This is a genomic window from Pseudomonas sp. MDT1-85, assembly GCF_054898065.1.
In genome coordinates this window covers 1,433,063-1,456,134 of record NZ_CM142715.1, presented here as the reverse complement: position 1 = coordinate 1,456,134, position 23,072 = coordinate 1,433,063, and the positions used below count along the sequence as shown (strand labels likewise).

Annotated in this window: 20 protein-coding genes and 1 tRNA gene; 5 read left to right on the top strand and 16 right to left on the bottom strand. The window is 58.3% G+C overall.

All coding sequences use genetic code 11. The annotated features are described in order from the left end of the window. The first annotated feature begins 67 nt into the window (after positions 1–67). Positions 68–574, top strand: a complete 507-nt coding sequence (locus tag ACYZT2_RS06455; protein WP_461971073.1) for a BRO-N domain-containing protein — start codon at positions 68–70, stop codon at positions 572–574. A 70-nt stretch (positions 575–644) separates the two neighbouring features. On the opposite strand, the gene ACYZT2_RS06450 is transcribed toward ACYZT2_RS06455, so the two are convergent. Further along, complete coding sequence (locus ACYZT2_RS06450) at positions 645–830, bottom strand: hypothetical protein (RefSeq protein WP_461971071.1); 186 nt, start codon at positions 828–830, stop codon at positions 645–647. 410 nt (positions 831–1,240) lie between these two features. Between ACYZT2_RS06450 and ACYZT2_RS06445 the strand changes: the two genes are divergently transcribed. After that, on the top strand, positions 1,241–2,866 hold the full coding sequence (locus ACYZT2_RS06445) for a glucan biosynthesis protein D (RefSeq protein WP_461971069.1): 1,626 nt from the start codon (positions 1,241–1,243) through the stop codon (positions 2,864–2,866). Between the two features lie 193 nt (positions 2,867–3,059). On the opposite strand, the gene ACYZT2_RS06440 is transcribed toward ACYZT2_RS06445, so the two are convergent. The 3 genes from ACYZT2_RS06440 to ACYZT2_RS06430 form a co-directional block, all read right to left on the bottom strand. Beyond that, entirely contained in the window at positions 3,060–4,166 is a 1,107-nt protein-coding gene (locus ACYZT2_RS06440) for an NADH:flavin oxidoreductase/NADH oxidase (RefSeq protein WP_461971067.1), read from the bottom strand. 210 nt (positions 4,167–4,376) lie between these two features. Further along, positions 4,377–6,086, bottom strand: a complete 1,710-nt coding sequence (gene recJ / locus ACYZT2_RS06435) for a single-stranded-DNA-specific exonuclease RecJ (protein WP_461971065.1) — start codon at positions 6,084–6,086, stop codon at positions 4,377–4,379. A gap of 66 nt (positions 6,087–6,152) precedes the next feature. Further along, positions 6,153–6,695, bottom strand: coding sequence for a YaeQ family protein (locus tag ACYZT2_RS06430; protein WP_028623872.1), 543 nt, complete (start codon positions 6,693–6,695; stop codon positions 6,153–6,155). Positions 6,696–6,842: 147 nt separating this feature from the next. Between ACYZT2_RS06430 and ACYZT2_RS06425 the strand changes: the two genes are divergently transcribed. Next, positions 6,843–8,042 (top strand): CaiB/BaiF CoA transferase family protein, encoded by a 1,200-nt coding sequence (locus ACYZT2_RS06425; protein ID WP_461971062.1) that lies wholly within the window; start codon positions 6,843–6,845, stop codon positions 8,040–8,042. A gap of 200 nt (positions 8,043–8,242) precedes the next feature. On the opposite strand, the gene ACYZT2_RS06420 is transcribed toward ACYZT2_RS06425, so the two are convergent. The 12 genes from ACYZT2_RS06420 to queA form a co-directional block, all read right to left on the bottom strand. After that, positions 8,243–8,530 (bottom strand): DUF3509 domain-containing protein, encoded by a 288-nt coding sequence (locus ACYZT2_RS06420; protein WP_401174747.1) that lies wholly within the window; start codon positions 8,528–8,530, stop codon positions 8,243–8,245. Positions 8,531–8,904: 374 nt separating this feature from the next. After that, positions 8,905–10,260, bottom strand: coding sequence for a transporter substrate-binding domain-containing protein (locus ACYZT2_RS06415; RefSeq protein WP_461971060.1), 1,356 nt, complete (start codon positions 10,258–10,260; stop codon positions 8,905–8,907). Positions 10,261–10,393: 133 nt separating this feature from the next. Beyond that, positions 10,394–11,818, bottom strand: a complete 1,425-nt coding sequence (thrC, locus tag ACYZT2_RS06410; RefSeq protein ID WP_461971058.1) for a threonine synthase — start codon at positions 11,816–11,818, stop codon at positions 10,394–10,396. A 66-nt stretch (positions 11,819–11,884) separates the two neighbouring features. Beyond that, positions 11,885–13,189: a homoserine dehydrogenase gene (locus tag ACYZT2_RS06405; protein WP_461973004.1), complete on the bottom strand. Its 1,305-nt coding sequence runs from the start codon at positions 13,187–13,189 to the stop codon at positions 11,885–11,887. A 132-nt stretch (positions 13,190–13,321) separates the two neighbouring features. Further along, positions 13,322–14,053 (bottom strand): bifunctional protein-disulfide isomerase/oxidoreductase DsbC, encoded by a 732-nt coding sequence (gene dsbC / locus ACYZT2_RS06400; protein WP_461971056.1) that lies wholly within the window; start codon positions 14,051–14,053, stop codon positions 13,322–13,324. 165 nt (positions 14,054–14,218) lie between these two features. After that, positions 14,219–15,115 carry a site-specific tyrosine recombinase XerD gene (gene xerD, locus ACYZT2_RS06395; RefSeq protein ID WP_461971054.1) on the bottom strand — a complete coding sequence of 299 codons (897 nt, stop codon included), beginning with the start codon at positions 15,113–15,115 and terminating at the stop codon, positions 14,219–14,221. Between the two features lie 133 nt (positions 15,116–15,248). Next, positions 15,249–15,800 (bottom strand): glycine zipper 2TM domain-containing protein, encoded by a 552-nt coding sequence (locus ACYZT2_RS06390; protein ID WP_461971052.1) that lies wholly within the window; start codon positions 15,798–15,800, stop codon positions 15,249–15,251. Between the two features lie 121 nt (positions 15,801–15,921). After that, a complete protein-coding gene (gene secF, locus ACYZT2_RS06385; RefSeq protein WP_461971050.1) occupies positions 15,922–16,836 on the bottom strand; it encodes a protein translocase subunit SecF in 915 nt (304 codons plus the stop codon). Between the two features lie 9 nt (positions 16,837–16,845). Then, positions 16,846–18,714, bottom strand: coding sequence for a protein translocase subunit SecD (gene secD / locus ACYZT2_RS06380; protein ID WP_461971049.1), 1,869 nt, complete (start codon positions 18,712–18,714; stop codon positions 16,846–16,848). A gap of 63 nt (positions 18,715–18,777) precedes the next feature. After that, positions 18,778–19,113: a preprotein translocase subunit YajC gene (yajC, locus tag ACYZT2_RS06375; protein ID WP_007903559.1), complete on the bottom strand. Its 336-nt coding sequence runs from the start codon at positions 19,111–19,113 to the stop codon at positions 18,778–18,780. Between the two features lie 43 nt (positions 19,114–19,156). Continuing rightward, positions 19,157–20,272, bottom strand: coding sequence for a tRNA guanosine(34) transglycosylase Tgt (gene tgt / locus ACYZT2_RS06370; RefSeq protein WP_162130630.1), 1,116 nt, complete (start codon positions 20,270–20,272; stop codon positions 19,157–19,159). Between the two features lie 14 nt (positions 20,273–20,286). Further along, positions 20,287–21,336, bottom strand: a complete 1,050-nt coding sequence (queA, locus tag ACYZT2_RS06365; protein ID WP_461971047.1) for a tRNA preQ1(34) S-adenosylmethionine ribosyltransferase-isomerase QueA — start codon at positions 21,334–21,336, stop codon at positions 20,287–20,289. 107 nt (positions 21,337–21,443) lie between these two features. Here queA and ACYZT2_RS06360 point away from each other — a divergent pair. Further along, a tRNA-Leu gene (locus tag ACYZT2_RS06360) sits at positions 21,444–21,528 on the top strand. A gap of 165 nt (positions 21,529–21,693) precedes the next feature. Continuing rightward, entirely contained in the window at positions 21,694–22,935 is a 1,242-nt protein-coding gene (locus ACYZT2_RS06355) for a tyrosine-type recombinase/integrase (protein WP_461971045.1), read from the top strand. Positions 22,936–23,072 lie beyond the last annotated feature (137 nt).

The window sequence follows — 23,072 nt, the reverse complement described above, 5'->3', positions numbered from 1 at the left end:
CACTCGGTCCGCCACCCAAATCTGTCGAAGGATTAGTGGCGGCTCCTTTTCAACATGGAGTCGACAAATGCTTAAGCACACGCAAAATCCGTCTGAAATAAATCCTCATTTCATCCCTACCGTCTTCACCCGTCACAACCGATTCCTCCACTCCCTCATGCAAGCTAACCAAGCCTGGTTCTGTGTCCAAGACCTTGGTCGCTTGATGGGCCGCCCACTAGACCAACGACTCACGCTGAAGCTCGATCCTGATCAACGCCAATATGTCTGGCTGCTGAAGAATGGCAAAACGGTCGAATCGTTGATGGTCAGCGAATCAGGGATGTATGCCCTGCTCGTTCATCATTTCGTCCCGGAAAACCGAAACCTGCGCCAGTGGCTGAGCAACGAGGTCATGCCAATGTTGCGTGATTCGGACGCGGCATCGATGGAAAACATCCCGAGCCTGAGTTCGTTGCAGTGGGCTGGGATCTCTGTGCCGCTGCTGCATTGGCAGCATCAGGCCTGGATCAAGTGGCGGGATATGCCTGATTTAATGCAGGCGCAACGGCCGTTCACGATTTGTAGCCGTTGAGCTGATGCACAAAGGGACGGACTTTTACAGTCCGTCCCTTTGGTTTCCAACATCGCTAAATCTCCCACTGTCAAAACCGCGAAACACTGCGCATCGCATCCACCAGATACCGCATCGCAATCCGGTCACTCTCCGACAACTCGCGATACCGCTCCACCAGCTTCAACTCCTCCGAACTAAGCCGACGCCTTCGCCGACCGGTGGCCAGCCAGGGGAATATTCCTAATATTTCAGTGATGCCTTGTACTTTCGACATGGACGATGTCCTTCTATATGTCAGAGAAAACTTCAAAACCGCATCGCCCTATCACTTTCAGCGGCCACCTGGTGCCTGCTGAACCCACCGGCCTGAAGGGCCGAAACCGGTCATGCCCATAGAATAGAAATTAAATCGGCGCTGAAAAGCGGTTTTTAGAGTAATTAGTCAAAAAAAGCAGATATGCCCTGTAAATCAGAAAGTGCTGTGAGAAACGTTACCTGAAATGTCTTGTTTCATTGCCGCGCTGTCGCCGTGCCATCAATCATTTTTGCTCTGCAACCGAACGGTTTAAGCTATTTGGCATCTCTTTAAGGTCCGTTGCGTTTGGCCAAGGCATGTCCGAACCGTTATTTCTGATCCAGTACGTGCCAGGAACGGCGCGGGATTGTTCACGACAGGTTGTACTTATGCACCGCAGAAATTTGCTCAAAGCCTCCATGGCCATCGCGGCTTACACCGGTCTCTCGGCCACCGGCTTATTGGCCGCACGCGCTTGGGCTGGCAGCAGCACTGCTGATGGCGACGCCGTGGCGTTCGACTTCGAAGCGCTGAAGAACCAGGCCAAACAGCTCGCCGGCAAGCCGTATCAGGACACCAAACAGGTGCTGCCGCCGACGCTGGCGACCATGACGCCGCAGAACTTCAACGCGATCCGCTATGACGGTAATCACTCGCTGTGGAAGGACCTGAAAGGTCAACTGGACGTGCAGTTTTTCCACGTCGGCATGGGTTTCAAGCAGCCGGTGCGCATGTACAGCGTCAACCCCAAGACTCGACTGGCGCGCGAGGTGCATTTCCGCCCGTCGCTGTTCAACTACGAAAAAACCACTGTTGACACTAAACAGCTCAAGGGCGATCTGGGTTTCTCCGGGTTCAAGCTGTTCAAGGCCCCGGAGCTGGATAAGCACGACGTGTTGTCGTTCCTCGGCGCCAGCTATTTCCGCGCGGTAGATGCCACCGGCCAGTACGGTTTGTCGGCCCGCGGCCTGGCGATCGATACGTACGCCAAGAAGCGCGAAGAATTCCCGGACTTCACCAAGTTCTGGTTCGAGACACCGGACAAGGACAGCACCCGCTTCGTGGTTTATGCCTTGCTCGATTCGCCGAGCGCCACCGGCGCCTACCGTTTTGACATTGATTGCCAGGCCGAGCGTGTGGTGATGGAAGTTGATGCCCACGTCAATGCCCGCACCGCCATCGAGCAACTGGGTATCGCGCCGATGACCAGCATGTTCAGCTGCGGCACCCATGAGCGGCGCATGTGCGACACGATTCACCCGCAAATCCACGACTCCGATCGCCTGGCAATGTGGCGCGGCAATGGCGAGTGGATCTGTCGCCCGCTGAATAACCCGGGCACCCTGCAATTCAATGCCTTCGCCGACACCGATCCGAAAGGCTTTGGTCTGGTGCAGACCGATCACGAGTTCGCCAATTATCAGGACACCGTCGACTGGTACAGCAAGCGCCCGAGTCTGTGGGTAGAACCTACAACCGCATGGGGCGAAGGCTCTATCGATTTGCTGGAAATTCCTACAACCGGCGAAACCCTGGATAACATCGTCGCGTTCTGGACGCCGAAAAAACCGGTCGCGGCCGGGGACTCCCTCAATTACGGCTACAAGCTCTATTGGAGCTCCCTGCCACCGGTGAGCACGCCGCTGGCACGGGTCCACGCGACCCGTTCGGGCATGGGCGGTTTCATTGAAGGCTGGGCGCCGGGCGAGCATTACCCGGAGGTCTGGGCGCGACGCTTTGCCGTGGACTTCACCGGCGGCGGTCTGGACCGCTTGCCCGAAGGCGCGGGGATCGAGCCGGTGGTGACCTGCTCGAACGGCGAAGTGAAGGACTTCAATGTGTTGGTGCTGGATGACATCAAGGGCTACCGCATTACTTTTGACTGGTACCCGACCAATGACAGCGTGGCGCCGGTGGAACTGCGGTTGTTCATTCGCACCAATGACCGCACGTTGAGTGAAACCTGGTTGTACCAGTATTTCCCGCCGGCACCGGAGAAGCGTAAGTACACCTGACGGTATGAGGTTGTCTGGGCGGGCCCATTCGCGGGCAAGCCTCGCTCCTACGGGATCGGTGATGAGCGCGCCGCCCCCTTGTAGGAGCGAGGCTTGCCCGCGAAGACGGCCTGACAGACAACAAACATCTCAGCACAAAAACGCAAAAAGCCCCGGTCAACACGACCGGGGCTTTTTGGTTTTACAGCAGCATTCAATCACGCAAATCCGATTCATGAATCGGCTGGTCGCGATGGGTAGCCCGGTGATATTGCGCCGGCCAGGTAGCCTTATGCCCGCCCAGGTCATCATCGGCATGCAGCGGCCAGTACGGATCACGCAACAATTCCCGGGCGAGGAAGATGATGTCGGCCTGACAGGTACGCAGAATATGCTCCGCCTGCGCCGGTTCGGTGATCATTCCTACGGTGCCGGTGGCAATGCCTGACTCCTTGCGTACACGCTCGGCGAAACGGGTCTGATAACCGGGGCCTGTAGGAATCTCGGCGTTTACCGCCGTACCGCCCGATGAGACATCGATCAGGTCCACGCCCAGATCTTTGAGGCGTCGCGCCAGCTCTACGGTTTCATCAGGGTTCCAGCCATCTTCCACCCAATCGGTGGCCGACACTCGCACAAACACCGGTAATTCTTCAGGCCATACCGCACGCACCGCTTCGGTGACTTGCAGCACCAGCCGAATCCGATTCTCGAACGAACCGCCGTACTGATCGCGTCGCTGATTGCTCAGTGGCGAAAGAAACTGGTGCAGCAGGTAACCGTGGGCGGCATGCACTTCGACCACTTTGAAACCGGCGGTCAGTGCCCGTTGGGCCGAGTCGACGAAGGCCTGGACAACGTCAGCGATCTCGCCCTCATCGAGCTGTTTGGGTGGTGTGTGCTGGGGGTCGAAAGCAATCGGCGAAGGGCCAACCGGGATCCAGCCGCCGTCTTCCGGCTTGATGCTGCCATGCTTGCCGAGCCACGGCCGATGCGTGCTGGCCTTGCGCCCAGCGTGGGCCAACTGAATGCCCGCAACGGCGCCTTGGGCGGAGATAAAGCGCGTAATACGCTGCAACGATTCGATCTGTTGATCATTCCAGAGACCGAGGTCCTGGGCGGTGATGCGCCCGTCAGCGGTGACCGCCGTGGCTTCGGTGAATACCAGACCAGCGCCGCCAATAGCACGGCTGCCGAGGTGGACCAGATGCCAGTCATTGGCCAGCCCATCGACGCTGGAGTACTGGCACATCGGTGACACCGCAATGCGGTTAAGCAGGGTCAATTGACGAAGGGTATAGGGTTCAAGCAGCAGACTCATGGGGCACCTCTCGTATCAGTGGGCAGGCTCCAGGGTTCTGTTTGAATAGTCGACGAGTGACAGGACAAAGGGTGCAGCACCCGCCCCCGCGGGCAAAAAATTCGACAAGACGTCACAAGGATAATCAAGCAGTGCTTAGAGCCTAGTCGACATCGGCGGATCAGGGAGGGTTCGAGAGATTCGGTGTGAGGGAAATTGCCCGCGAAGGGCTTAACGCGGTTCGATGTGGGCAATCATCAACTGAACGGTCTCGTTCCCACGAAACTCGTTAAGGTCGAGCTTGTAGGCCAACTCAACCCACTTGATGGTCGGATTCGGCCAGATGTCACGGTCGATACCGAAGGCTATGCCGTCCAGCTTCACCGAACCACATTCACTCTTCAGCACCACTTTGAGGTGCCGTTCACCCACGACGCGCTGCTCGACCAACTGAAACACCCCGTGAAACAGCGGCTCCGGGAAGTGTTGCCCCCACGGCCCGGCGTGGCGCAGGGCGCGGGCCAGTTCCAGGTGAAACTCTTCGACCGCCAACGTGCCGTCCGACAGCAGGCGCCCGGTCAGGTCTTCTTCGCGCATTTGCCTACGCACTTCAGCGTCGAAGGCTTCGGCGAACAACGGAAAATTCGCTTCTGGCAAGGTCAGGCCGGCCGCCATGGCGTGGCCGCCGTATTTGCTGATCAGGTTCGGATGCTGCGCCGCGACCACGCTCAAGGCGTCGCGAATATGAAAACCCTGAACCGAACGCCCCGAGCCCTTGAGCAGGCCATCGCCGGCATCGGCAAAGGCAATGGTCGGACGGAAATAGCGCTCTTTCATACGCGACGCGAGGATACCGATGACGCCCTGATGCCACTCGGGATCGAACAGGCACAAGCCGAACGGCATCGATTCCACCGGCAAATCCTTGAGTTGGGCCAGCGCCTCACGCTGCATGCCCTGCTCGATGGATTTACGGTCCTGGTTCATGCCATCCAGTTGAGCGGCCATTTCACGGGCAGCGCCCGCTTCTTCGGTAAGCAGGCATTCGATGCCCAGGCTCATGTCATCCAGACGCCCCGCCGCGTTCAAACGCGGGCCGAGGATGAAGCCCAAGTCGGTGGAGGTAATACGCGAATGATCACGCTTGGCCACTTCGAGGATCGCCTTGATTCCTGGCCGCGCGCGCCCGGCGCGAATCCGCTCCAGCCCCTGATGCACCAGAATCCGGTTGTTGGCATCCAGCGGCACCACGTCGGCGACGCTGCCCAGTGCCACCAGATCCAGCAATTCACCAATGTTCGGCTGCGGCTTGCTTTCGTACCAACCCAGGCTGCGCAGGCGCGCGCGCAGGGCCATCAGCACATAGAAGATCACCCCGACACCGGCCAGGGCTTTGCTCGGAAACTCGCAACCCGGCTGATTCGGATTGACGATGGCATCGGCCAACGGCAGTTCATCGCCGGGCAAGTGGTGATCGGTGACCAGCACCTTGAGCCCGGCCTTTTTCGCCGCCGCCACGCCTTCGACGCTGGAGATGCCGTTGTCCACGGTGATCAGCAGTTGCGGCTCGCGGGTCAGCGCCACTTCGACGATCTCTGGCGTCAGGCCGTAGCCGTACTCGAAGCGATTCGGCACCAGATAGTCGACATGCGCCGCGCCCAACAGGCGCAACCCCAGCATGCCCACAGTACTGGCCGTCGCACCATCGGCGTCGAAGTCGCCGACGATCAGAATCCGCTGACGTTGCTCGAGGGCCGTCACCAGCAAATCCACCGCCGCATCGATGCCTTTGAGCTGCTGATACGGAATCAGCCGCGCCAGGCTCTTGTCCAGTTCAGCCTCGGACTGCACGCCCCGCGCTGCGTAAAGGCGGGTCAGCAGCGGTGGAATATCCCCGAGGAATGGCAGGGTGTCGGGCAACAGGCGAGGTTCGATGCGCATGGGGTGACAGGTGCTTCTCTTGAATACGTAGGATAAAACCGGGTAACGCGGTTCAATGGCGAATAATCAGCCGCGTTCACCGCTCAGCCATTGCAACTGGACTTCGTGCTGACCACGGTCGTCGGTGACGAAAATCGTTCCTTCGCTGATCATCACATCCCACTTGATAACGCGCGGCATGTCCTTGGCCAGGGTTTCCAGGATTTCCTGGGGCACGGCGGCGATGTGAACGTTTTTCAGGTTTTTGATCGCCGGGATCACTTTGGTTTCCCAGACACGCAGGCTGCCGTAAGCCAGCAGGCTGGTGCGCTCGGTGCGGCGCGAGCACCAGGTCAGGCGATCGGCGTCTGGCTGGCCGACTTCGATCCAGTGCAGGACACGATCATCCAGGCTCTTTTCCCACAGCGCTGGCTCATCCACGTCTGACAGACCGCGACCGAAGGACAACTGCTCGTTGTACCAGAAGGCGTAGGCCAGCAGCCGCACGGTCATGCGCTCTTCGGTTTCCGAAGGGTGACGGGCGATGGTCTGCTTCACGCTCTCGTAGACGCTGCGGTCGAGGTCGGTGAGGTTCAGTTCAAACTTGTAGGTCGTGGACGGCTGGGCCATGAACGGGCTTCTTGATACGAGGAAAGGCGGCAAGTCTAACCGATGCAACAGGCAATCAACGAATTGAAGGCGATCAACTTTGGGCGATGGACGTCGGCCTATGTTAAAACTCTGCACTCGCTCAGCCTTTGTCCTACAGGATTCAGCATGCCGTTCTCCAATAAACCGCTCTCCGGCCTGAAAGTCATCGAATTGGGTACGTTGATTGCCGGGCCGTTTGCCTCGCGTATTTGCGGCGAATTCGGCGCCGAAGTGATCAAGATCGAGTCCCCGGACGGCGGTGATCCGTTGCGCAAATGGCGCAAGCTGTACGAAGGCACTTCGCTGTGGTGGTTCGTTCAGGCGCGTAACAAGAAGTCTCTGACCCTGAACCTGAAACACCCGGACGGCCTGGCGATCCTGAAACAACTGCTCAGTGAAGCGGACATTTTGATCGAGAATTTTCGCCCCGGCGTGCTGGAAAAGCTCGGCTTGGGCTGGGAAGTCTTGCACGCACTGAACCCGAAACTGGTGATGGTGCGGCTTTCGGGCTTTGGCCAGACCGGACCGATGAAAGATCAGCCAGGCTTCGGCGCGGTCGGCGAGTCCATGGGCGGCTTGCGTTACATCACTGGGTTCGAGGACCGGCCGCCAGTGCGCACCGGGATTTCCATCGGCGACTCGATTGCCGCGCTCTGGGGCGTGATCGGCGCGCTGATGGCCTTGCGTCATCGCGAGGTCAACGGCGGCTTGGGTCAAGTGGTGGATGTGGCGCTGTACGAAGCGATCTTCGCCATGATGGAAAGCATGGTCCCGGAATTCGACGTGTTCGGCTTCATCCGTGAACGCACCGGCAACATCATGCCGGGCATCACGCCCTCCTCCATCCACACCAGCGCCGACGGCAAACACGTGCAGATCGGCGCCAATGGCGATGCGATCTTCAAGCGTTTCATGTTAATCATCGGGCGCGAAGACTTGGCCAACGACCCTGTGCTGGCCAGCAACGACGGACGCGACAGTCGTCGCGACGAGATTTATGGGGTGATCGATCGCTGGGTCAATTCTCTGCCGCTGGACGCGGTGATCGCGCAACTGAATGAGGCCGACGTTCCTGCCAGCCGGATCTTCAGCGCCGAAGACATGTTCAGCGATCCGCAATACCTGGCCCGGGAAATGTTCCTGCAAGCCAAGCTGCCCGACGGCAAGGATTTCAAGATGCCTGGCATTGTGCCAAAACTCTCTGAAACACCCGGCAGCTCCGAATGGGTCGGGCCGCAGCTGGGTGAACACAATGCACAGGTCCTCCACGACCTTGGCTACGACCCGGCACAGATCGCACGGTTGCGTGAAGACGGGGCCATCTAAGCTTAGGCCCCGGCTTCCATCAGCAATGACAAATCGCAGGCAAAAAGAAACCCCGAGAAGTGGGGAGACAACTCGGGGTTAAACGTGGCCTAAATTAAAGGCCAGTGACAACAAGCTACAAGCACCGGAGCACAATGCTTGATCCTGCTGTTACATGGTCTGACTGACCTTGGCGCAGGAAGGTTCCCACAAAAAACAACTCAATTTCGGCTGGCCAGGATCTTGTCCTGAGCAGCATTGCGCAATGCCGCAATCACACAGGGCTCCAGGCGTCCTTCAGCGATCAGCACGTCGCGGTGCAGCCCGTCGACGACATCCGTCAGCAGACGTTTATCGGTTAACTGAGCCTGATTGAACGCCCGTTCGACCACGATAGCGCCGCTCGCACTCTTCAGCGTCACCAGGCATTCGCCATGGGCACCCGATGGGGTCAACTTGACCAGATACGGGCTCAGAGCCTCACCGAGCAATAGACTGATACTTTCCATCTCGATCACCACTCAATAGTCCGAAAACAAAGTGCCTGGGGCGTGTCCACAGTAAATGACCACAGGCCCGAGAAGAAAGTTCTGGATTCCAACGGCAGGCGCACCGGCGCCTCTGGTAGATAGAGCATGCCCGGTAAAGATGACAGCAAAAAAACAGCTGTTTCACACAGTTTCAGTCACGACGCGCTCTTTGTAGCAGCTGGCGAAGCCTGCGTTCGGCTGTAGCAGCTGCCGAGCCTGCGAGGCTGCGTTCGGCTGCGCAGCAGTCGTGAATCCGGCTAACGCGGTCTGCCTGACGGATCACAGGTTCTGGTTTGACGACCGCTAGCCGAACGCAGCCTCGCAGGCTCGGCTGCTGCAGATCGCATTACCCCTCACAACTGCCGTGTACGCTTGCCGATATCGCTCCACCCGCCCAGCAGTCCTCGCAATTGACCGTCTGCACTGTAAAACGGCACCGTCCACTGGTAGATGTCCCTGACGCCATCCTTGAACATCAACTGACGTTCGCTGAAACGGGTCTTGCGAGTACCGAGTTGAGTCATGAATTCGGCGTGCAGCTGCTCGGCGGTCTGTTTGGGCAAGACATCGAGTTCGATCAGTTGTCGTCCCTGAACCTGGTCGAAACGGGTCGACAAGCGCTCCTCATAACTCTTGTTGCACATAATCAATCGCCCTTCCAGATCACGCACGAACATCGGATCGGGCATGGCGTCTATCAATGCGTGCTGGAATGCGAGCTGGTCATTGAGGTCTTTCTCGGCGTCCCGACGTTGCTTGATCAGAGCAGCGAGCCGGCGGTTCCAAAGCAATGACAGCAAGCCGAACAGGCTAACGATGAACAGGCTCCAACAACCCCACTGGGTTATTCGCTGCCAGGCCGAGGGCGCGTGTACCGGCGCAATTCCGTTCAGCCATTTCAACCGCATGGCGCGTAACTCGGTGGGTGGAAACGCTTCGAGCGCCTTGTTGAGGATGCTCAATAACTGTGGCTGCGCCTTGCGGACGGCCAAATGGTCCGCCTCCCATTTGCCCTCCACCGCATGTCCTACCTTGAGCCGGCCCGAGGGATAGAGCTGCGCTCCGATTTCGTTTTCAATGGTGGCGTAGGCCTCGCCGCTTTCTACCAGCGCCCGGGCTTCTGCGTAGGTTTTGACCGAGCGCAGTTCGATCCCCGGGTAGTCACGACGAATCGCGCCTTCCAGGGCGTGCCGGGCCGGCAATACCAGGACTCTTTTCGAAAGCTGTTCCAGGGACTGTAACGCTGGGGTACCGGCCAATCCCACGAGTACCCAGCCTGCCCCGCCGAACGCATGACTGAAATCCAGAAATGCCTTGCGCTCGTCATTTACTGCCAGCGTCGTGCTCATGTCCGCTGCGCCGCTTTCCAGCCGCGCCAGCAATTGGTCAGTGGAAAACGACTCTTCATGGACAAACCGCAACCCTGTCATGGCGCTGATGCGGTTGAGCACATCGTTGTTCAAACCGCTCCAGTGACCGTGCTCATCCTTGAACAGATACAGCGGGTATTGCGTCGATGCGACGACAACCATCGGATGTTCAGCAATCCATTGCCGCTCCTGCGCGTCCAGCTCAACGCGTGCGACGGTGGCTGACTCCCGGGATTCATGTGTCGCCAATTGTGCGGCCTTTACCCATGGCCCAAAGCCCAGGGCGCCCAGCAAAAACATCCAGCACACGGCTGGTTTAAACCCTCTAAAAAACAGCATTGCCACTTCCTTGGTAATCGTCTCGCCCGTCCTTCATGGGCGGCTCTTCTTTTACGAAACCCGACAAGTGTGGCATGCAGAAATGAGAAAGCCCGTCAGGAGACGGGCTTCAAAATGTGACAGCTTTTACCAGTTACAGCGGCTTGCCGCGGTTGCCATGCAGACTGACAAAGGCCTGCACGGCTTTCAGGTCGTTCGGCAACACGGTGCAACGCTCATCTCGCTCAAACAAATCAGAAAGATGTGCAGGTAGTTCGAGCGCTTTTCCTACACCGGCTTTTTCCACTGCGTCCGGGAATTTGACCGGATGGGCCGTGCCGAGGATCACCATCGGGATGTCCAGGCTACGACGGCATTCGCGCGCGGCCTTCACGCCGATGGCAGTGTGCGGGTCCAGCAGCTCGCCGGTTTGCTCAAAGACTTCGGCAATGGTTTCGCACGTTTGGGCGTCGTCCACGGCCAGCGAATCGAACAGCTTGCGTGCCTCGGTCCAGCGTTCCTGTTCGACGCTGAAACCGCCGCCCTGCTTGAAGGTGTCCATCAAACCGGCAATCGCCGCGCCATTGCGACCGTGCAGGTCGAACAGCAGGCGTTCGAAGTTCGACGAGACCATGATGTCCATGGATGGCGACAGCGTGGCGTGCAGGGTTTCCTTGACGTACTGATTGCCGCTCATGAAGCGGTGCAGGATGTCATTGCGGTTGGTGGCGACGATCAACTGGTTGATCGGCAGGCCCATGTTGCGCGCCAGGTAACCGGCGAAGATATCGCCGAAGTTGCCGGTCGGCACCGAGAACGATACCGAACGCGCCGGGCCGCCCAATTGCAGGGCTGCGTGGAAGTAGTAAACGATCTGGGCCATGATCCGCGCCCAGTTGATCGAGTTCACCGCCACCAGGCGCGTGCCCTTGAGGAAGCTCTGGTCGGCGAAGCTGGCCTTGACCATTTCCTGGCAGTCATCGAAGTTGCCTTCGATGGCGATGTTATGGATGTTCTCGCCGAAGATGGTGGTCATCTGGCGACGCTGCACTTCGGACACACGGTTGTGCGGGTGCAGAATGAAGATGTCGACGTTTTCGCAGTGCTTGCAACCTTCGATCGCCGCCGATCCGGTGTCGCCGGAGGTAGCGCCAACAATCACCACGCGTTCGCCGCGCTTTTCCAGCACGTAGTCCAGCAGACGACCGAGCAGTTGCAGGGCGAAATCCTTGAACGCCAAGGTCGGGCCATGGAACAGCTCCAGCACCCATTCGTTGCCATTCAGCTGACGCAGCGGTGCCACGGCGCTGTGGGAAAACACGCCCTGCTCTGATGAAAAATAGGTTTCTTCAAGAATCTTTTTGAAATCGGCATCAGGGATGCTGCCGCCAACGAACGGGCGCATCACCCGGAAGGCCAGCTCGTGATAGGGCAGGCCGGCCCAGGAAGCGATCTCTTCCTGGGTGAAACGTGGCAGGTTTTCCGGGACGTACAGACCGCCGTCGGTGGCGAGACCGGCCAGCAGGACATCTTCGAAATTCAGGGCCGGTGCCTGGCCGCGGGTACTGATATAACGCATGACTGGCTCCAATAGACAGTGTTCGCAATGCCGGGCCCGCGTGCGAGCCCGGTGAACGATAACGGCTTAGTTCAGGTGCTCGACGCGGATCCGTACGACCGGGCCGACCACGCCTTCCAAGGCCTCCAGGGCGTTGATCGCGTCGTTCATGTGCTGTTCCAGCACACGGTGGGTCAGCAGGATCATTGGCACCAGACCGTCATGCTCTTCGACTTCTTTCTGCATGATCGATTCGATGTTGATGCCGCGCTCCGACAGGATGCTCGCCACCTGAGCCAGTACGCCCGGATGATCTTTGGCCTGAATGCGCAGGTAGTAAGCGCTTTCGCAGGCTTCGATCGGCAGGATCGGATGGGCCGACAGCGAATCCGGCTGGAAAGCCAGGTGCGGTACGCGGTTTTCCGGGTCGGAGGTCATGGCGCGAACCACGTCCACCAGATCGGCGATCACCGACGAAGCGGTCGGTTCCATGCCGGCGCCGGCGCCGTAGAACAGCGTCGAACCGGCGGCGTCACCGTTGACCATCACAGCGTTCATCACGCCGTTGACGTTGGCGATCAAGCGATCGGCCGGGATCAGCGTCGGGTGCACACGCAACTCGATGCCGGCCGCGGTGCTGCGCGCCACGCCCAGGTGCTTGATGCGATAGCCCAGCGCTTCGGCGTAGTTCACGTCAGCGGTGGTCAGCTTGGTGATGCCTTCGGTGTAAGCCTTGTCGAATTGCAGCGGAATACCGAACGCGATGGACGCCAGGATCGTCAGCTTGTGGGCCGCATCGATGCCTTCGACGTCGAAGGTCGGATCGGCTTCGGCGTAACCCAGAGCTTGCGCCTCGGCGAGTACGTCTTCGAAGGTGCGGCCCTTCTCACGCATTTCGGTGAGGATGAAGTTGCCGGTGCCGTTGATGATCCCGGCCACCCAGTTGATGCGGTTGGCCGACAGGCCTTCACGGATCGCCTTGATCACCGGAATGCCACCGGCCACGGCGGCTTCGAACGCCACAATCACGCCCTTCTCCCGGGCCTTGGCGAAAATTTCATTACCGTGAACGGCGATCAACGCCTTGTTCGCGGTGACCACATGCTTGCCATTCTCGATGGCCTTGAGTACCAGCTCGCGGGCAACGGTGTAGCCGCCCACCAGCTCTATAACAATGTCGATCTCAGGGTTCGTGGCCACTTCGAACACATCGTTGGTAATCGCAATACCGGTCGTCTGGAACTGAGGCTTTGGCGTGCGCATGGCAATTTGTGCCACTTCGATTCCACGCCCGGCACGACGAGCAATTTCCTCGGCGTTGCGCTGAAGTACGTTGAAGGTACCGCCACCGACGGTCCCTAACCCACAGATGCCTACTTTGACCGGTTTCACTGTGAACTCCCCATAAAACGGCCGACTCAAGGCCGGCCGTGAAAACAACCGCATGCTCGCGGCTCTCTATTAATGGCCCGACAATGTTGCCGCCAGACCATGATCGTCAAGGCTGACCGTGACGATGCGAAACTATTTCGCGCTCAGTGCCAGTTTGGCGACTTGTGGCGCAGGCTGGTAGCCCGGAATGACCTGACCGTCGGCCAAAACGATGGCCGGTGTACCGTTCACGCCAATCGACTGACCGAGGGCGAACTGTTTGGACACCGGGTTCTCGCACTTGGCGGCTTTGATTTCCTTGCCATCGACCATTTTGTCCATGGCCGCTTTCTTGTCCTTGGAGCACCACACGGCTTGCAGTTGTTCGTCACCCGGCGAACCCAGGCCCTGGCGCGGGAACGCAACATAACGCACTTCGATACCCAGCTTGTTCAGCTCCGGCACTTCGGCGTGCATCTTGTGGCAGTACGGGCAGGTGGTGTCGGTGAAGACAGTGATGTGCGACTTGGTTTCGCCGATAGCCGGGTAGACCACGGTTTCAGCCACTGGAATGTTGTTGATCAGTTTTGAAACGCCCAGGCGCTCGGTCTTCTCCGTCAGGTTGACCGGTTTGCCGTCCTTGAGCTGGAACATGTAGCCCTGAACGACGTATTGGCCATCGGCGCTGGCATAGAGCACACGACTGCCCTTGAGTTTGACTTCGTACAGACCTGGCAAAGGGCTGGCTGTGATGGTTTCGACCGGCACGTCGAGCTGGAGGTTTTCCAGGCTTTTACGAATGGCTTTGTCGGCCGCGTCATCGGCAACGGCAAAGGTGCTGACCAACGCAATGGCGGCGGCGGCGAAAATCTGGGTCAGACGCATGAGAACTCCTGAAGGCGGACAAATGGGACGATCAGAACACCCGTGCCGAAACACCGGGTCATAACCGCCCATCGTGCAAACCGGCAAAGCCTACCACATAAGCCCCCCGTGGCCGAATGCGGGTGACGCGAGACATTGTGGTCCTGCTGGCTTTTATGAATGGTGTCAGCCGCGCGGGTGATGTTTAGCGTGCAGATCCTGCAAACGTGCGCGGGCGACGTGAGTATAGATCTGGGTAGTCGAGAGATCGCTGTGGCCGAGCAGCATTTGCACCACCCGCAAGTCAGCACCGTGGTTGAGCAAGTGTGTGGCGAAGGCATGACGCAGAGTGTGCGGCGACAACGACTTGCCGATCCCCGCGATCTTGGCCTGGTGCTTGATGCGATGCCAGAAGGTCTGGCGGGTCATCTGCTCGCCGCGCAGACTGGGAAACAGCACATCGCTCGGACGCCCGCCCAGCAACTCGCCACGAGCATCGCGCATGTAGCGCTCGACCCAGACAATCGCCTCTTCGCCCATCGGCACCAGTCGCTCCTTACTGCCCTTGCCCATCACCCGCAGCACGCCTTGGCGCAGGTTGACCTGTTCCAGCGTCAGGCTGATCAACTCCGTCACACGCAAGCCACAGGCATAAAGCACCTCCAGCATGGCACGGTCCCGCTGGCCGATGGCTTCGCTCAGGTCTGGCGCGGCCAGCAGGGCTTCCACATCGGCTTCCGACAAGGACTTAGGCAACGGCCTACCCAACTGGGGCATATCGACGCGCAAGGTCGGATCGACCGCGATCAACTTTTCCCGCAGCAAATAGCGATAAAAGCCACGTACACCGGAGAGAAATCGCGCAGTAGATCGGGGTTTGTAGTTTTGCTCCAGGCGCCAGGCCAAGTGATCGAGGATCAACTCGCGACCAGCGTTGATCAACTCCAGGCCCTTTTCCTGCAACCAACTGTTGAATAAGGCCAAATCGCTGCGATAGGCATCGCGGGTGTTATCGGAAAGGCCTTTTTCCAGCCACAGGGCGTCAAGGAACTGGTCTATCAGGGGATGATCGATGGCAGGCATGGAGTCTCAGACAGGCAGGCGTAAGGCCGCGAAAAATGAAGAGTCTTTCATAGCACGTTGGCGGTGAACATAAAATTCAGGCACAAAAAAAGCATCCCTCTCGAGATGCTTCTTTTTGTGTGAGGCGCTCAGCTTATTGTTGAGCCGGTTCGTTTTGCCCCAGAATCAACTTGCCTTCCTTGTCGACCGGAATCTGGTTGCCCGGATCGCGATCCATCCGCACTTTGCCTTCCTTGCCTTCCAGCGAATAACGAACGTCGTAGCCTACAACTTTGTCGCTGATGTCATTCACGGTGTTACAGCGAGTTTGAGTGGTGGTGTAGGTATCGCGCTCCTGCATGCCTTCCTGCACCTTGTTACCCGCATAACCGCCGCCGACCGCGCCGGCCACTGTGGCGATTTTCTTGCCTGTGCCGCCGCCGATCTGGTTGCCCAACAGGCCACCCGCCAGCGCGCCGACCACCGTACCGGCGATCTGGTGTTGATCTTTTACCGGCGCTTGCCGGGTAACCGTAACGTCCTTGCACACTTCACGTGGAGTCTTGATTTGTGTCTTGACCGGTTCAACGGCCAACACTTGCGCATACTCAGGGCCGCTTTTAACCAGGTTGTAGGTGGCAACAGCACCCCCGGCAGTGACACCGACAGCACCCAATACCGCACCAACCAGCAACGACTTGTTCACATGAACCTCCTGACCATCACAGGCGGGACAAACCCGCGCTTCTCCCAGCCTTGGAGCATAAAAAAAGGCGCGAGTTCAATACTCGCGCCTTCTCGGGCTACAGCTGGAAAAGCGATAACCGTTATGGACGGTCGTCGACTTCCGTCTCGGCCACCGCAGCAGGAATCAGGTCCTCGCTGCTCAGGTTCAGCCAGATCAGCACCACGTTCGCGATGTAGATCGACGAGTAAGTACCCGCCAGAACACCGATGAACAGGGCAATGGAGAAGCCGAACAGGTTGTCGCCACCGAAGAACAACAGGGCCGCAATCGCCAGCAAGGTGGAGATCGACGTCGCCATGGTCCGCAACAGGGTTTGCGTGGTCGAGATGTTGATGTTCTCGATCAGGCTGGCCTTGCGCAGTACCCGGAAGTTCTCACGAACCCGGTCGAATACCACGATGGTGTCGTTGAGCGAGTAACCGATGATCGCCAGCACCGCTGCCAGTACCGTCAGGTCGAAGGTGATCTGGAAGAACGACAGAATACCGATGGTCACGATCACGTCGTGGATCAAGGATACGATCGCACCGACTGCAAACTTCCACTGAAAGCGGAAAGCCAGGTAGATCAAAATGCCGCCCAGCGCCATCAGCATGCCGAGGCCGCCCTGATCGCGCAGCTCTTCACCGACCTGAGGGCCAACGAACTCGACGCGCTTGACCACCGCAGGGTTGTCGCCACCGAGCTTTTGCAAGGCCTCGGCCACCTGGTGACCCAGCTGCGGGTCTTCACCTGGCATACGCACCAGCAAATCGGTAGTCGCACCGAAGCTCTGTACGATCGCCTCGTTATAACCCGATGTAACCAACTGCTCACGCACTTTGGTGACGTCGGCCGGACGCTCGTAGGTCAGCTCGATGAGCGTACCGCCGGTGAAGTCCAGCCCCCAGTTCATGCCCTTGGTGGCGACACTGAACAGAGCCAGAACCGTAAGGAACAATGTGACGCCGAACGCAACGTTGCGAACGCCCATGAAGTTGATTGTACGTAACATGGCAGCCCCTTAAATCCACAACTTCTTGAAGTCACGACCGCCGAAGATCAGGTTGACCATCGCGCGGGTCACCATGATGGCCGTGAACATCGAGGTAAAGATCCCGAGGGACATGGTCACTGCGAAGCCTTTGACCGGGCCGGTGCCCATGGCAAAGAGAATCCCGCCCACCAACAAGGTTGTCAGGTTGGCGTCGAGAATCGCGGTAAATGCCCGGCCGAAGCCTTCGTTGATTGCCCGCTGCACAGTCATGCCGGCCGCAATCTCTTCACGTATCCGCGAGAAGATCAGTACGTTGGCGTCGACCGCCATACCCATGGTCAATACGATACCGGCGATACCCGGCAGGGTCAGCGTTGCACCCAGCAGCGACATCAAGGCCAGCAACATCACCATGTTCACCGTCAGCGCGACAGTGGCGATGAGGCCGAAGAAGCGATAGATGGCCATGATGAACAGCGAGACAAACAGCATGCCCCACAGCGACGCATCGATACCTTTGACGATGTTGTCGGCACCCAGACTTGGGCCGATGGTACGTTCTTCAGCGAAGTACATCGGTGCTGCCAGACCACCGGCACGCAGCAGCAGCGCCAGTTCGGACGATTCGCCCTGGCCGTTCAGGCCAGTGATGCGGAACTGGGCACCCAGTGGCGACTGGATGGTCGCCAGGCTGATGATCTTCTTCTCTTCTTTAAACGACTGAACCGGTACGTCTTTCTCGACGCCGTTGACCACTTGCTTGACGTAAGTGGTAACCGGACGCTGCTCAATGAAGATCACCGCCATGCTGCGACCGACGTTGTTGCGAGTTGCACGACTCATCAGCTCGCCGCCGTGACCATCCAGACGGATGTTCACTTCTGGCGTGCCTTGCTCGCCGAAACCAGCCTTGGCGTCAGTCACCTGGTCACCTGTGATGATCAGGCCACGCTCGATCAGTGCCGCAGGACGATTGCCTTCACGGAACTCGAACGACTCGGAAGTGGCTTTCGAAGCGCCAGGCTCAGCCGCCAGACGGAACTCAAGGTTGGCCGTCTTGCCGAGAATACGCTTGGCTTCTGCAGTGTCTTGCACGCCCGGCAGCTCAACCACGATGCGGTTGGCGCCTTGGCGCTGAACGATAGGTTCGGCAACACCCAGCTCGTTGACGCGGTTACGTACCGTGGTCAAGTTCTGCTTGATGGAGTATTCGCGGATTTCCGCCAGCTTGGCCGGGGTCATCGCCAGACGCAGTACCGGTTGGCCATTGAGGTCGGCCGGAACAATGTCGAAATCGTTGAAGTTCTTGCGAATCAGCGCACGCGCCTCTTCACGGGCTGCTTCATCAGTGAAACCCAGCTGAATGGCACCGCCCAGTTGCGGCAGGCTGCGATAGCGCAGACGCTCTTTACGCAACAGGCTCTTGACGTCGCCTTCGTAGACTTTCAGGCGTGCGTCGAGGGCTTTGTCCATGTCCACTTCCAGCAGGAAGTGCACACCACCGGACAAGTCCAGACCCAGCTTCATCGGGTGCGCACCAAGGCTGCGCAACCATTGCGGGGTGGTCTGTGCCAGGTTCAGTGCAACGACGTAGTCATCACCCAATGCCTTGCGCACAACGTCCTTGGCCGGCAGTTGATCTTCTGCCTTGACCAGACGAATCAGACCGCCCTTGCCGCTCTCTGACAGGCTGGCAGCCTTGACGTTGATCCCGGATTCCTTGAGCGCGGTGCTCACACGATCCAGATCAGCCTGAGTGACCTGCAGTGCAGTGCTCGCACCGCTGACCTGAATGGCCGGGTCATCAGGGTATAGATTGGGAGCGGAATAAATCAGACCGATCGCCAGCACTGCCAGGATCAGAATGTATTTCCACAGAGGGTATTTGTTCAGCATCACGCCGCCCGCTTATGACGCGGGGCGCCTTGCGCGCCCCGTCGATTGAGTAGAAGTTGAAACTTAGATCGCTTTGAGCGTGCCTTTTGGCAGCGTGGCGGCGATGGCGCCTTTCTGGAATTTCATTTCGACGGTGTCGGAGACTTCCAGGACAACGAAGTCGTCGGACACTTTGGTGATCTTGCCGGCGATACCACCGGTGGTCACAACTTCGTCACCTTTTTGCAGGCTGCCCAGCAGGGTTTTCTGCTCTTTGGCGCGCTTGGCCTGTGGACGCCAGATCATCAGGTAGAAGATGACCAGGAAACCGACCAGGAAAATCCACTCAAAGCCGCCGCCCATTGGGCCAGCAGCAGGTGCAGCGGCGTCAGCCATGGCATTAGAGATAAAAAAGCTCATTTAGCACTCCAGTTGCAAATGTTGAATCTTGGGGTCAGAAAACTCAGTCCAAAGGCGGAACAGGTAACCCGCGTTTGGCGTAGAAGGCATCGACAAAGGCGGCCAATGTACCCTGTTGAATAGCCTCGCGCAAACCAGCCATAAGCACCTGGTAATGGCGCAAATTGTGGATGGTATTCAACATGCTACCCAGCATTTCGCCGCACTTGTCCAGATGGTGCAGATAAGCACGGGAGAAGTTCTGGCAGGTGTAGCAATCGCAGGTTGGATCCAGCGGCGAATCATCATGGCGATGGAACGCGTTACGGATCTTCAGCACGCCTGTATCAATGAACAGATGCCCATTGCGGGCATTACGGGTTGGCATCACGCAATCGAACATGTCCACACCGCGGCGCACACCCTCAACCAGATCTTCCGGTTTGCCAACGCCCATAAGGTAACGAGGTTTGTCAGCCGGCATCTGGCCCGGCAGGTAATCCAGCACCTTGATCATCTCGTGCTTGGGCTCGCCCACCGACAGACCGCCGATGGCCAGGCCGTCGAAGCCGATCTTGTCGAGGCCTTCCAGGGAGCGCATGCGCAAATCCTGGTGCATACCGCCCTGAACAATGCCGAATAACGCCGCCGTGTTATCGCCATGAGCGTTTTTCGAACGCTGGGCCCAGCGCAACGACAGCTCCATCGATACCCGAGCGACGTCTTCGTCGGCCGGATATGGGGTGCATTCGTCGAAAATCATCACGATGTCCGAGCCCAGATCGCGCTGGACCTGCATCGACTCTTCCGGGCCCATGAACACTTTGGCACCGTCGACCGGAGAGGCGAAGGTCACGCCCTCCTCCTTGATCTTGCGCATCGCGCCCAGGCTGAACACCTGAAAACCGCCGGAATCTGTAAGAATCGGGCCTTTCCACTGCATGAAATCGTGCAGGTCGCCGTGCTTCTTGATCACTTCAGTGCCAGGACGCAGCCACAAGTGGAAGGTGTTGCCCAGAATGATTTCCGCGCCAGTGGCGGTGATATCTCGCGGCAGCATGCCCTTGACCGTGCCGTACGTGCCCACCGGCATGAAGGCCGGGGTCTCGACGGTACCGCGCGGGAAGGTCAAACGACCGCGACGAGCCTTGCCGTCAGTAGCAAGTAACTCAAACGACATACGACTTTGGCGACTCATTCTATTTCCTCAGGGCCACGTGGTGCGGGATTACGGGTGATAAACATCGCATCACCGTAGCTGAAAAAGCGGTATTCGTTGTCGACGGCGGCCTTATAGGCAGCCATGGTCTCGGGATAACCGGCGAACGCCGAAACCAGCATCAACAACGTGGATTCAGGCAAATGGAAGTTGGTGACCAGGGCATCGACCACATGAAACGGCCGGCCCGGGTAGATAAAGATGTCGGTATCGCCACTGAACGGCTTGAGCACGCCATCGCGCGCGGCACTTTCCAGAGAACGCACGCTGGTGGTCCCCACGGCCACCACGCGACCACCGCGAGCGCGACAGGCTTCGACTGCATCGACCACGTCCTGGCCGACTTCCAGCCACTCACTGTGCATGTGGTGATCTTCAAGCTTCTCGACCCGCACCGGCTGGAAGGTGCCAGCGCCGACGTGCAAGGTTACGAACGCAGTCTCGACGCCCTTGGCGGCAATCGCCTCCATCAGCGGCTGATCGAAATGCAGCCCCGCCGTCGGCGCCGCTACCGCGCCCAAACGCTCGGCGTAGACCGTCTGATAACGCTCGCGGTCCGAGCCTTCATCCGGGCGGTCTATATAAGGAGGCAACGGCATGTGCCCGACGCGATCGAGCAGCGGCAATACCTCTTCGGCAAACCCCAGCTCGAACAACGCATCGTGACGCGCCAACATCTCGGCTTCGCCGCCGCCGTCGATCAGAATCTTCGAACCCGGCTTGGGCGACTTGCTGGAACGCACATGCGCCAGCACGCGATGACTGTCGAGCACCCGCTCCACCAGAATTTCCAGCTTGCCGCCGGAAGCCTTCTGGCCAAACAGCCGTGCCGGAATCACCCGGGTATTGTTGAACACCATCAAATCGCCCGGGCGCAAATGCTCAAGCAAATCAGTGAATTGACGGTGTGCCAGGGCGCCGCTGACCCCATCAAGGGTCAACAGGCGACTACCGCGACGCTCAGCCAAAGGATGGCGAGCAATCAGCGAATCAGGGAGCTCAAAGGTAAAGTCAGCAACGCGCATGATGGGGTTCGTCTAGCAGGGGCCGGAAGTCTAGCCGAAATAGTGAAAATTCTCTATGTACCTGATTGACCGACGGTAATCTCATCTCTATACTTCGCCGCCATTGAGCCCTGATGGCGGAATTGGTAGACGCGGCGGATTCAAAATCCGTTTTCGCAAGAAGTGGGAGTTCGAGTCTCCCTCGGGGCACCATATAGCAGTATCTGAAAGTCTCTGCCAGACTCTCAGACTCAGAGAAACCGGCCACTTGAGCCGGTTTTTTTGTGTCTGGCTATCTACTCCTGTATCCCTTTATCCGTTGTATCCCTGTATCCCTGCTTGTATCCTGAGAAAAATACCGAACTTTGGGATACAAGGATGAAGCGCGCAGACATCAAGCGCCGCCCTCTCGCTGACACGACACTCGCGGGATTGGAGCCGGAATCAAAGGAATACCGAGAGCTGGACGGAAACGGCCTCTACTTCAGGGTCAAACCTGATGGTGGCAAGTCTTGGCAGCTTCGCTACAAACGTCCGGCGGGCAATTGGGCTTGGATGGGGCTCGGGGGCTACCCGGAAGTAAGCGGTGCATTGGCACGGGACAAAGCGGCCGATCTACGCAAAATCGTCAGTAGCGGTGCCGATCCTCTCGAACAGAAGAGATCTGCCAAAGCAGCCATTAACGCTGCCAAGACTCGAACCTTTCGAGCGGCTGCTGAAGCTTGGCTGAAGGCCAAAGAAGAAAAGGGCCTCGCTACCTCCACCCTTAACAAAATCCGCACCTACCTCGACAAAGACATACTCCCAGCATTGGGAGATAAGCCCCTCGATGAAATCACCCGTACCGACTGCGCAAATCTTCAGGCATCCCTCGAAGCCCGAAACGCACACAACGTGGCGGAAAAGTGTCGCACCTGGGTCAACCAGATCTTCGGCCGTGCTATCGGCTTAGGACTTACTGAAAACGATCCGGGCAGCCGCCTTCGTGACATTGCAGCGCAGGCCCCTAAGACTCAGCAACACCCACACTTGCTGGAACCTGAGCTGGCTGAATTCCTTCACGCGCTCAAAAACACTCCGAGCAGACTGACAGCCCGCACAGCTGCATGGCTTTGTTTATGGACAGCATCGCGCCCGGGCATGGTTCGCTTGGCTGAATGGAAAGAGTTCGACCTTGAGAAAGCCATCTGGACTACGCCTGCCGCTAAGATGAAGATGCGTCGGGATTTTGTGTGCCCGTTGCCCCACCAAGCTGTTACCGCCCTGAAGGAACTGCACTGCTTAACAGGACGGAGTCGCTGGCTTTTCCCCGGCGTAGGAGCCAAGAACCCGACCATCAGCGAAAACACAATAAACAAAGTCTTCGCAACCATCGGCTACAAAGGTCGCCTCGTTGGGCATGGAACTCGACACACAGCGAGCACGTTGCTTCGAGAGCATGGCTGGCCGAAGGAGCATGTTGAAGCGCAGCTAGCGCACAAGGAAGAAGGTATTTCGGGGGTCTACAACAAAGCTCAATACTTAGAGAAGCGCGTGACGATGATGCAGTGGTATGCCGATCATCTTGATGGACTTGCAGTTGGAAATGTAGTGCAAGGCCAGTTTGGAAAGGCAATATGACTTCCCTTCCTAGCACCCACTGCAAAACCAGTGTAACGCGTGTTACAGGTGTAACAAAAAACGCCAACCATCTGATTTCATTAGACTATTCTCTAGTTACACGCAGCACAATACCGGCCCCTTCTATGTGTAACATC

Coding starts and splice junctions, on each gene's coding strand:
- ACYZT2_RS06455 (WP_461971073.1), top strand. CDS start 68: ATGCTTAAGCACACGCAAAATCCGTCTGAAATAAATCCTCATTTCATC.
- ACYZT2_RS06450 (WP_461971071.1), bottom strand. CDS start 830: ATGTCGAAAGTACAAGGCATCACTGAAATATTAGGAATATTCCCCTGG.
- ACYZT2_RS06445 (WP_461971069.1), top strand. CDS start 1,241: ATGCACCGCAGAAATTTGCTCAAAGCCTCCATGGCCATCGCGGCTTAC.
- ACYZT2_RS06440 (WP_461971067.1), bottom strand. CDS start 4,166: ATGAGTCTGCTGCTTGAACCCTATACCCTTCGTCAATTGACCCTGCTT.
- recJ (WP_461971065.1), bottom strand. CDS start 6,086: ATGCGCATCGAACCTCGCCTGTTGCCCGACACCCTGCCATTCCTCGGG.
- ACYZT2_RS06430 (WP_028623872.1), bottom strand. CDS start 6,695: ATGGCCCAGCCGTCCACGACCTACAAGTTTGAACTGAACCTCACCGAC.
- ACYZT2_RS06425 (WP_461971062.1), top strand. CDS start 6,843: ATGCCGTTCTCCAATAAACCGCTCTCCGGCCTGAAAGTCATCGAATTG.
- ACYZT2_RS06420 (WP_401174747.1), bottom strand. CDS start 8,530: ATGGAAAGTATCAGTCTATTGCTCGGTGAGGCTCTGAGCCCGTATCTG.
- ACYZT2_RS06415 (WP_461971060.1), bottom strand. CDS start 10,260: ATGCTGTTTTTTAGAGGGTTTAAACCAGCCGTGTGCTGGATGTTTTTG.
- thrC (WP_461971058.1), bottom strand. CDS start 11,818: ATGCGTTATATCAGTACCCGCGGCCAGGCACCGGCCCTGAATTTCGAA.
- dsbC (WP_461971056.1), bottom strand. CDS start 14,053: ATGCGTCTGACCCAGATTTTCGCCGCCGCCGCCATTGCGTTGGTCAGC.
- xerD (WP_461971054.1), bottom strand. CDS start 15,115: ATGCCTGCCATCGATCATCCCCTGATAGACCAGTTCCTTGACGCCCTG.
- secF (WP_461971050.1), bottom strand. CDS start 16,836: ATGTTACGTACAATCAACTTCATGGGCGTTCGCAACGTTGCGTTCGGC.
- secD (WP_461971049.1), bottom strand. CDS start 18,714: ATGCTGAACAAATACCCTCTGTGGAAATACATTCTGATCCTGGCAGTG.
- yajC (WP_007903559.1), bottom strand. CDS start 19,113: ATGAGCTTTTTTATCTCTAATGCCATGGCTGACGCCGCTGCACCTGCT.
- tgt (WP_162130630.1), bottom strand. CDS start 20,272: ATGTCGTTTGAGTTACTTGCTACTGACGGCAAGGCTCGTCGCGGTCGT.
- queA (WP_461971047.1), bottom strand. CDS start 21,336: ATGCGCGTTGCTGACTTTACCTTTGAGCTCCCTGATTCGCTGATTGCT.
- ACYZT2_RS06355 (WP_461971045.1), top strand. CDS start 21,694: ATGAAGCGCGCAGACATCAAGCGCCGCCCTCTCGCTGACACGACACTC.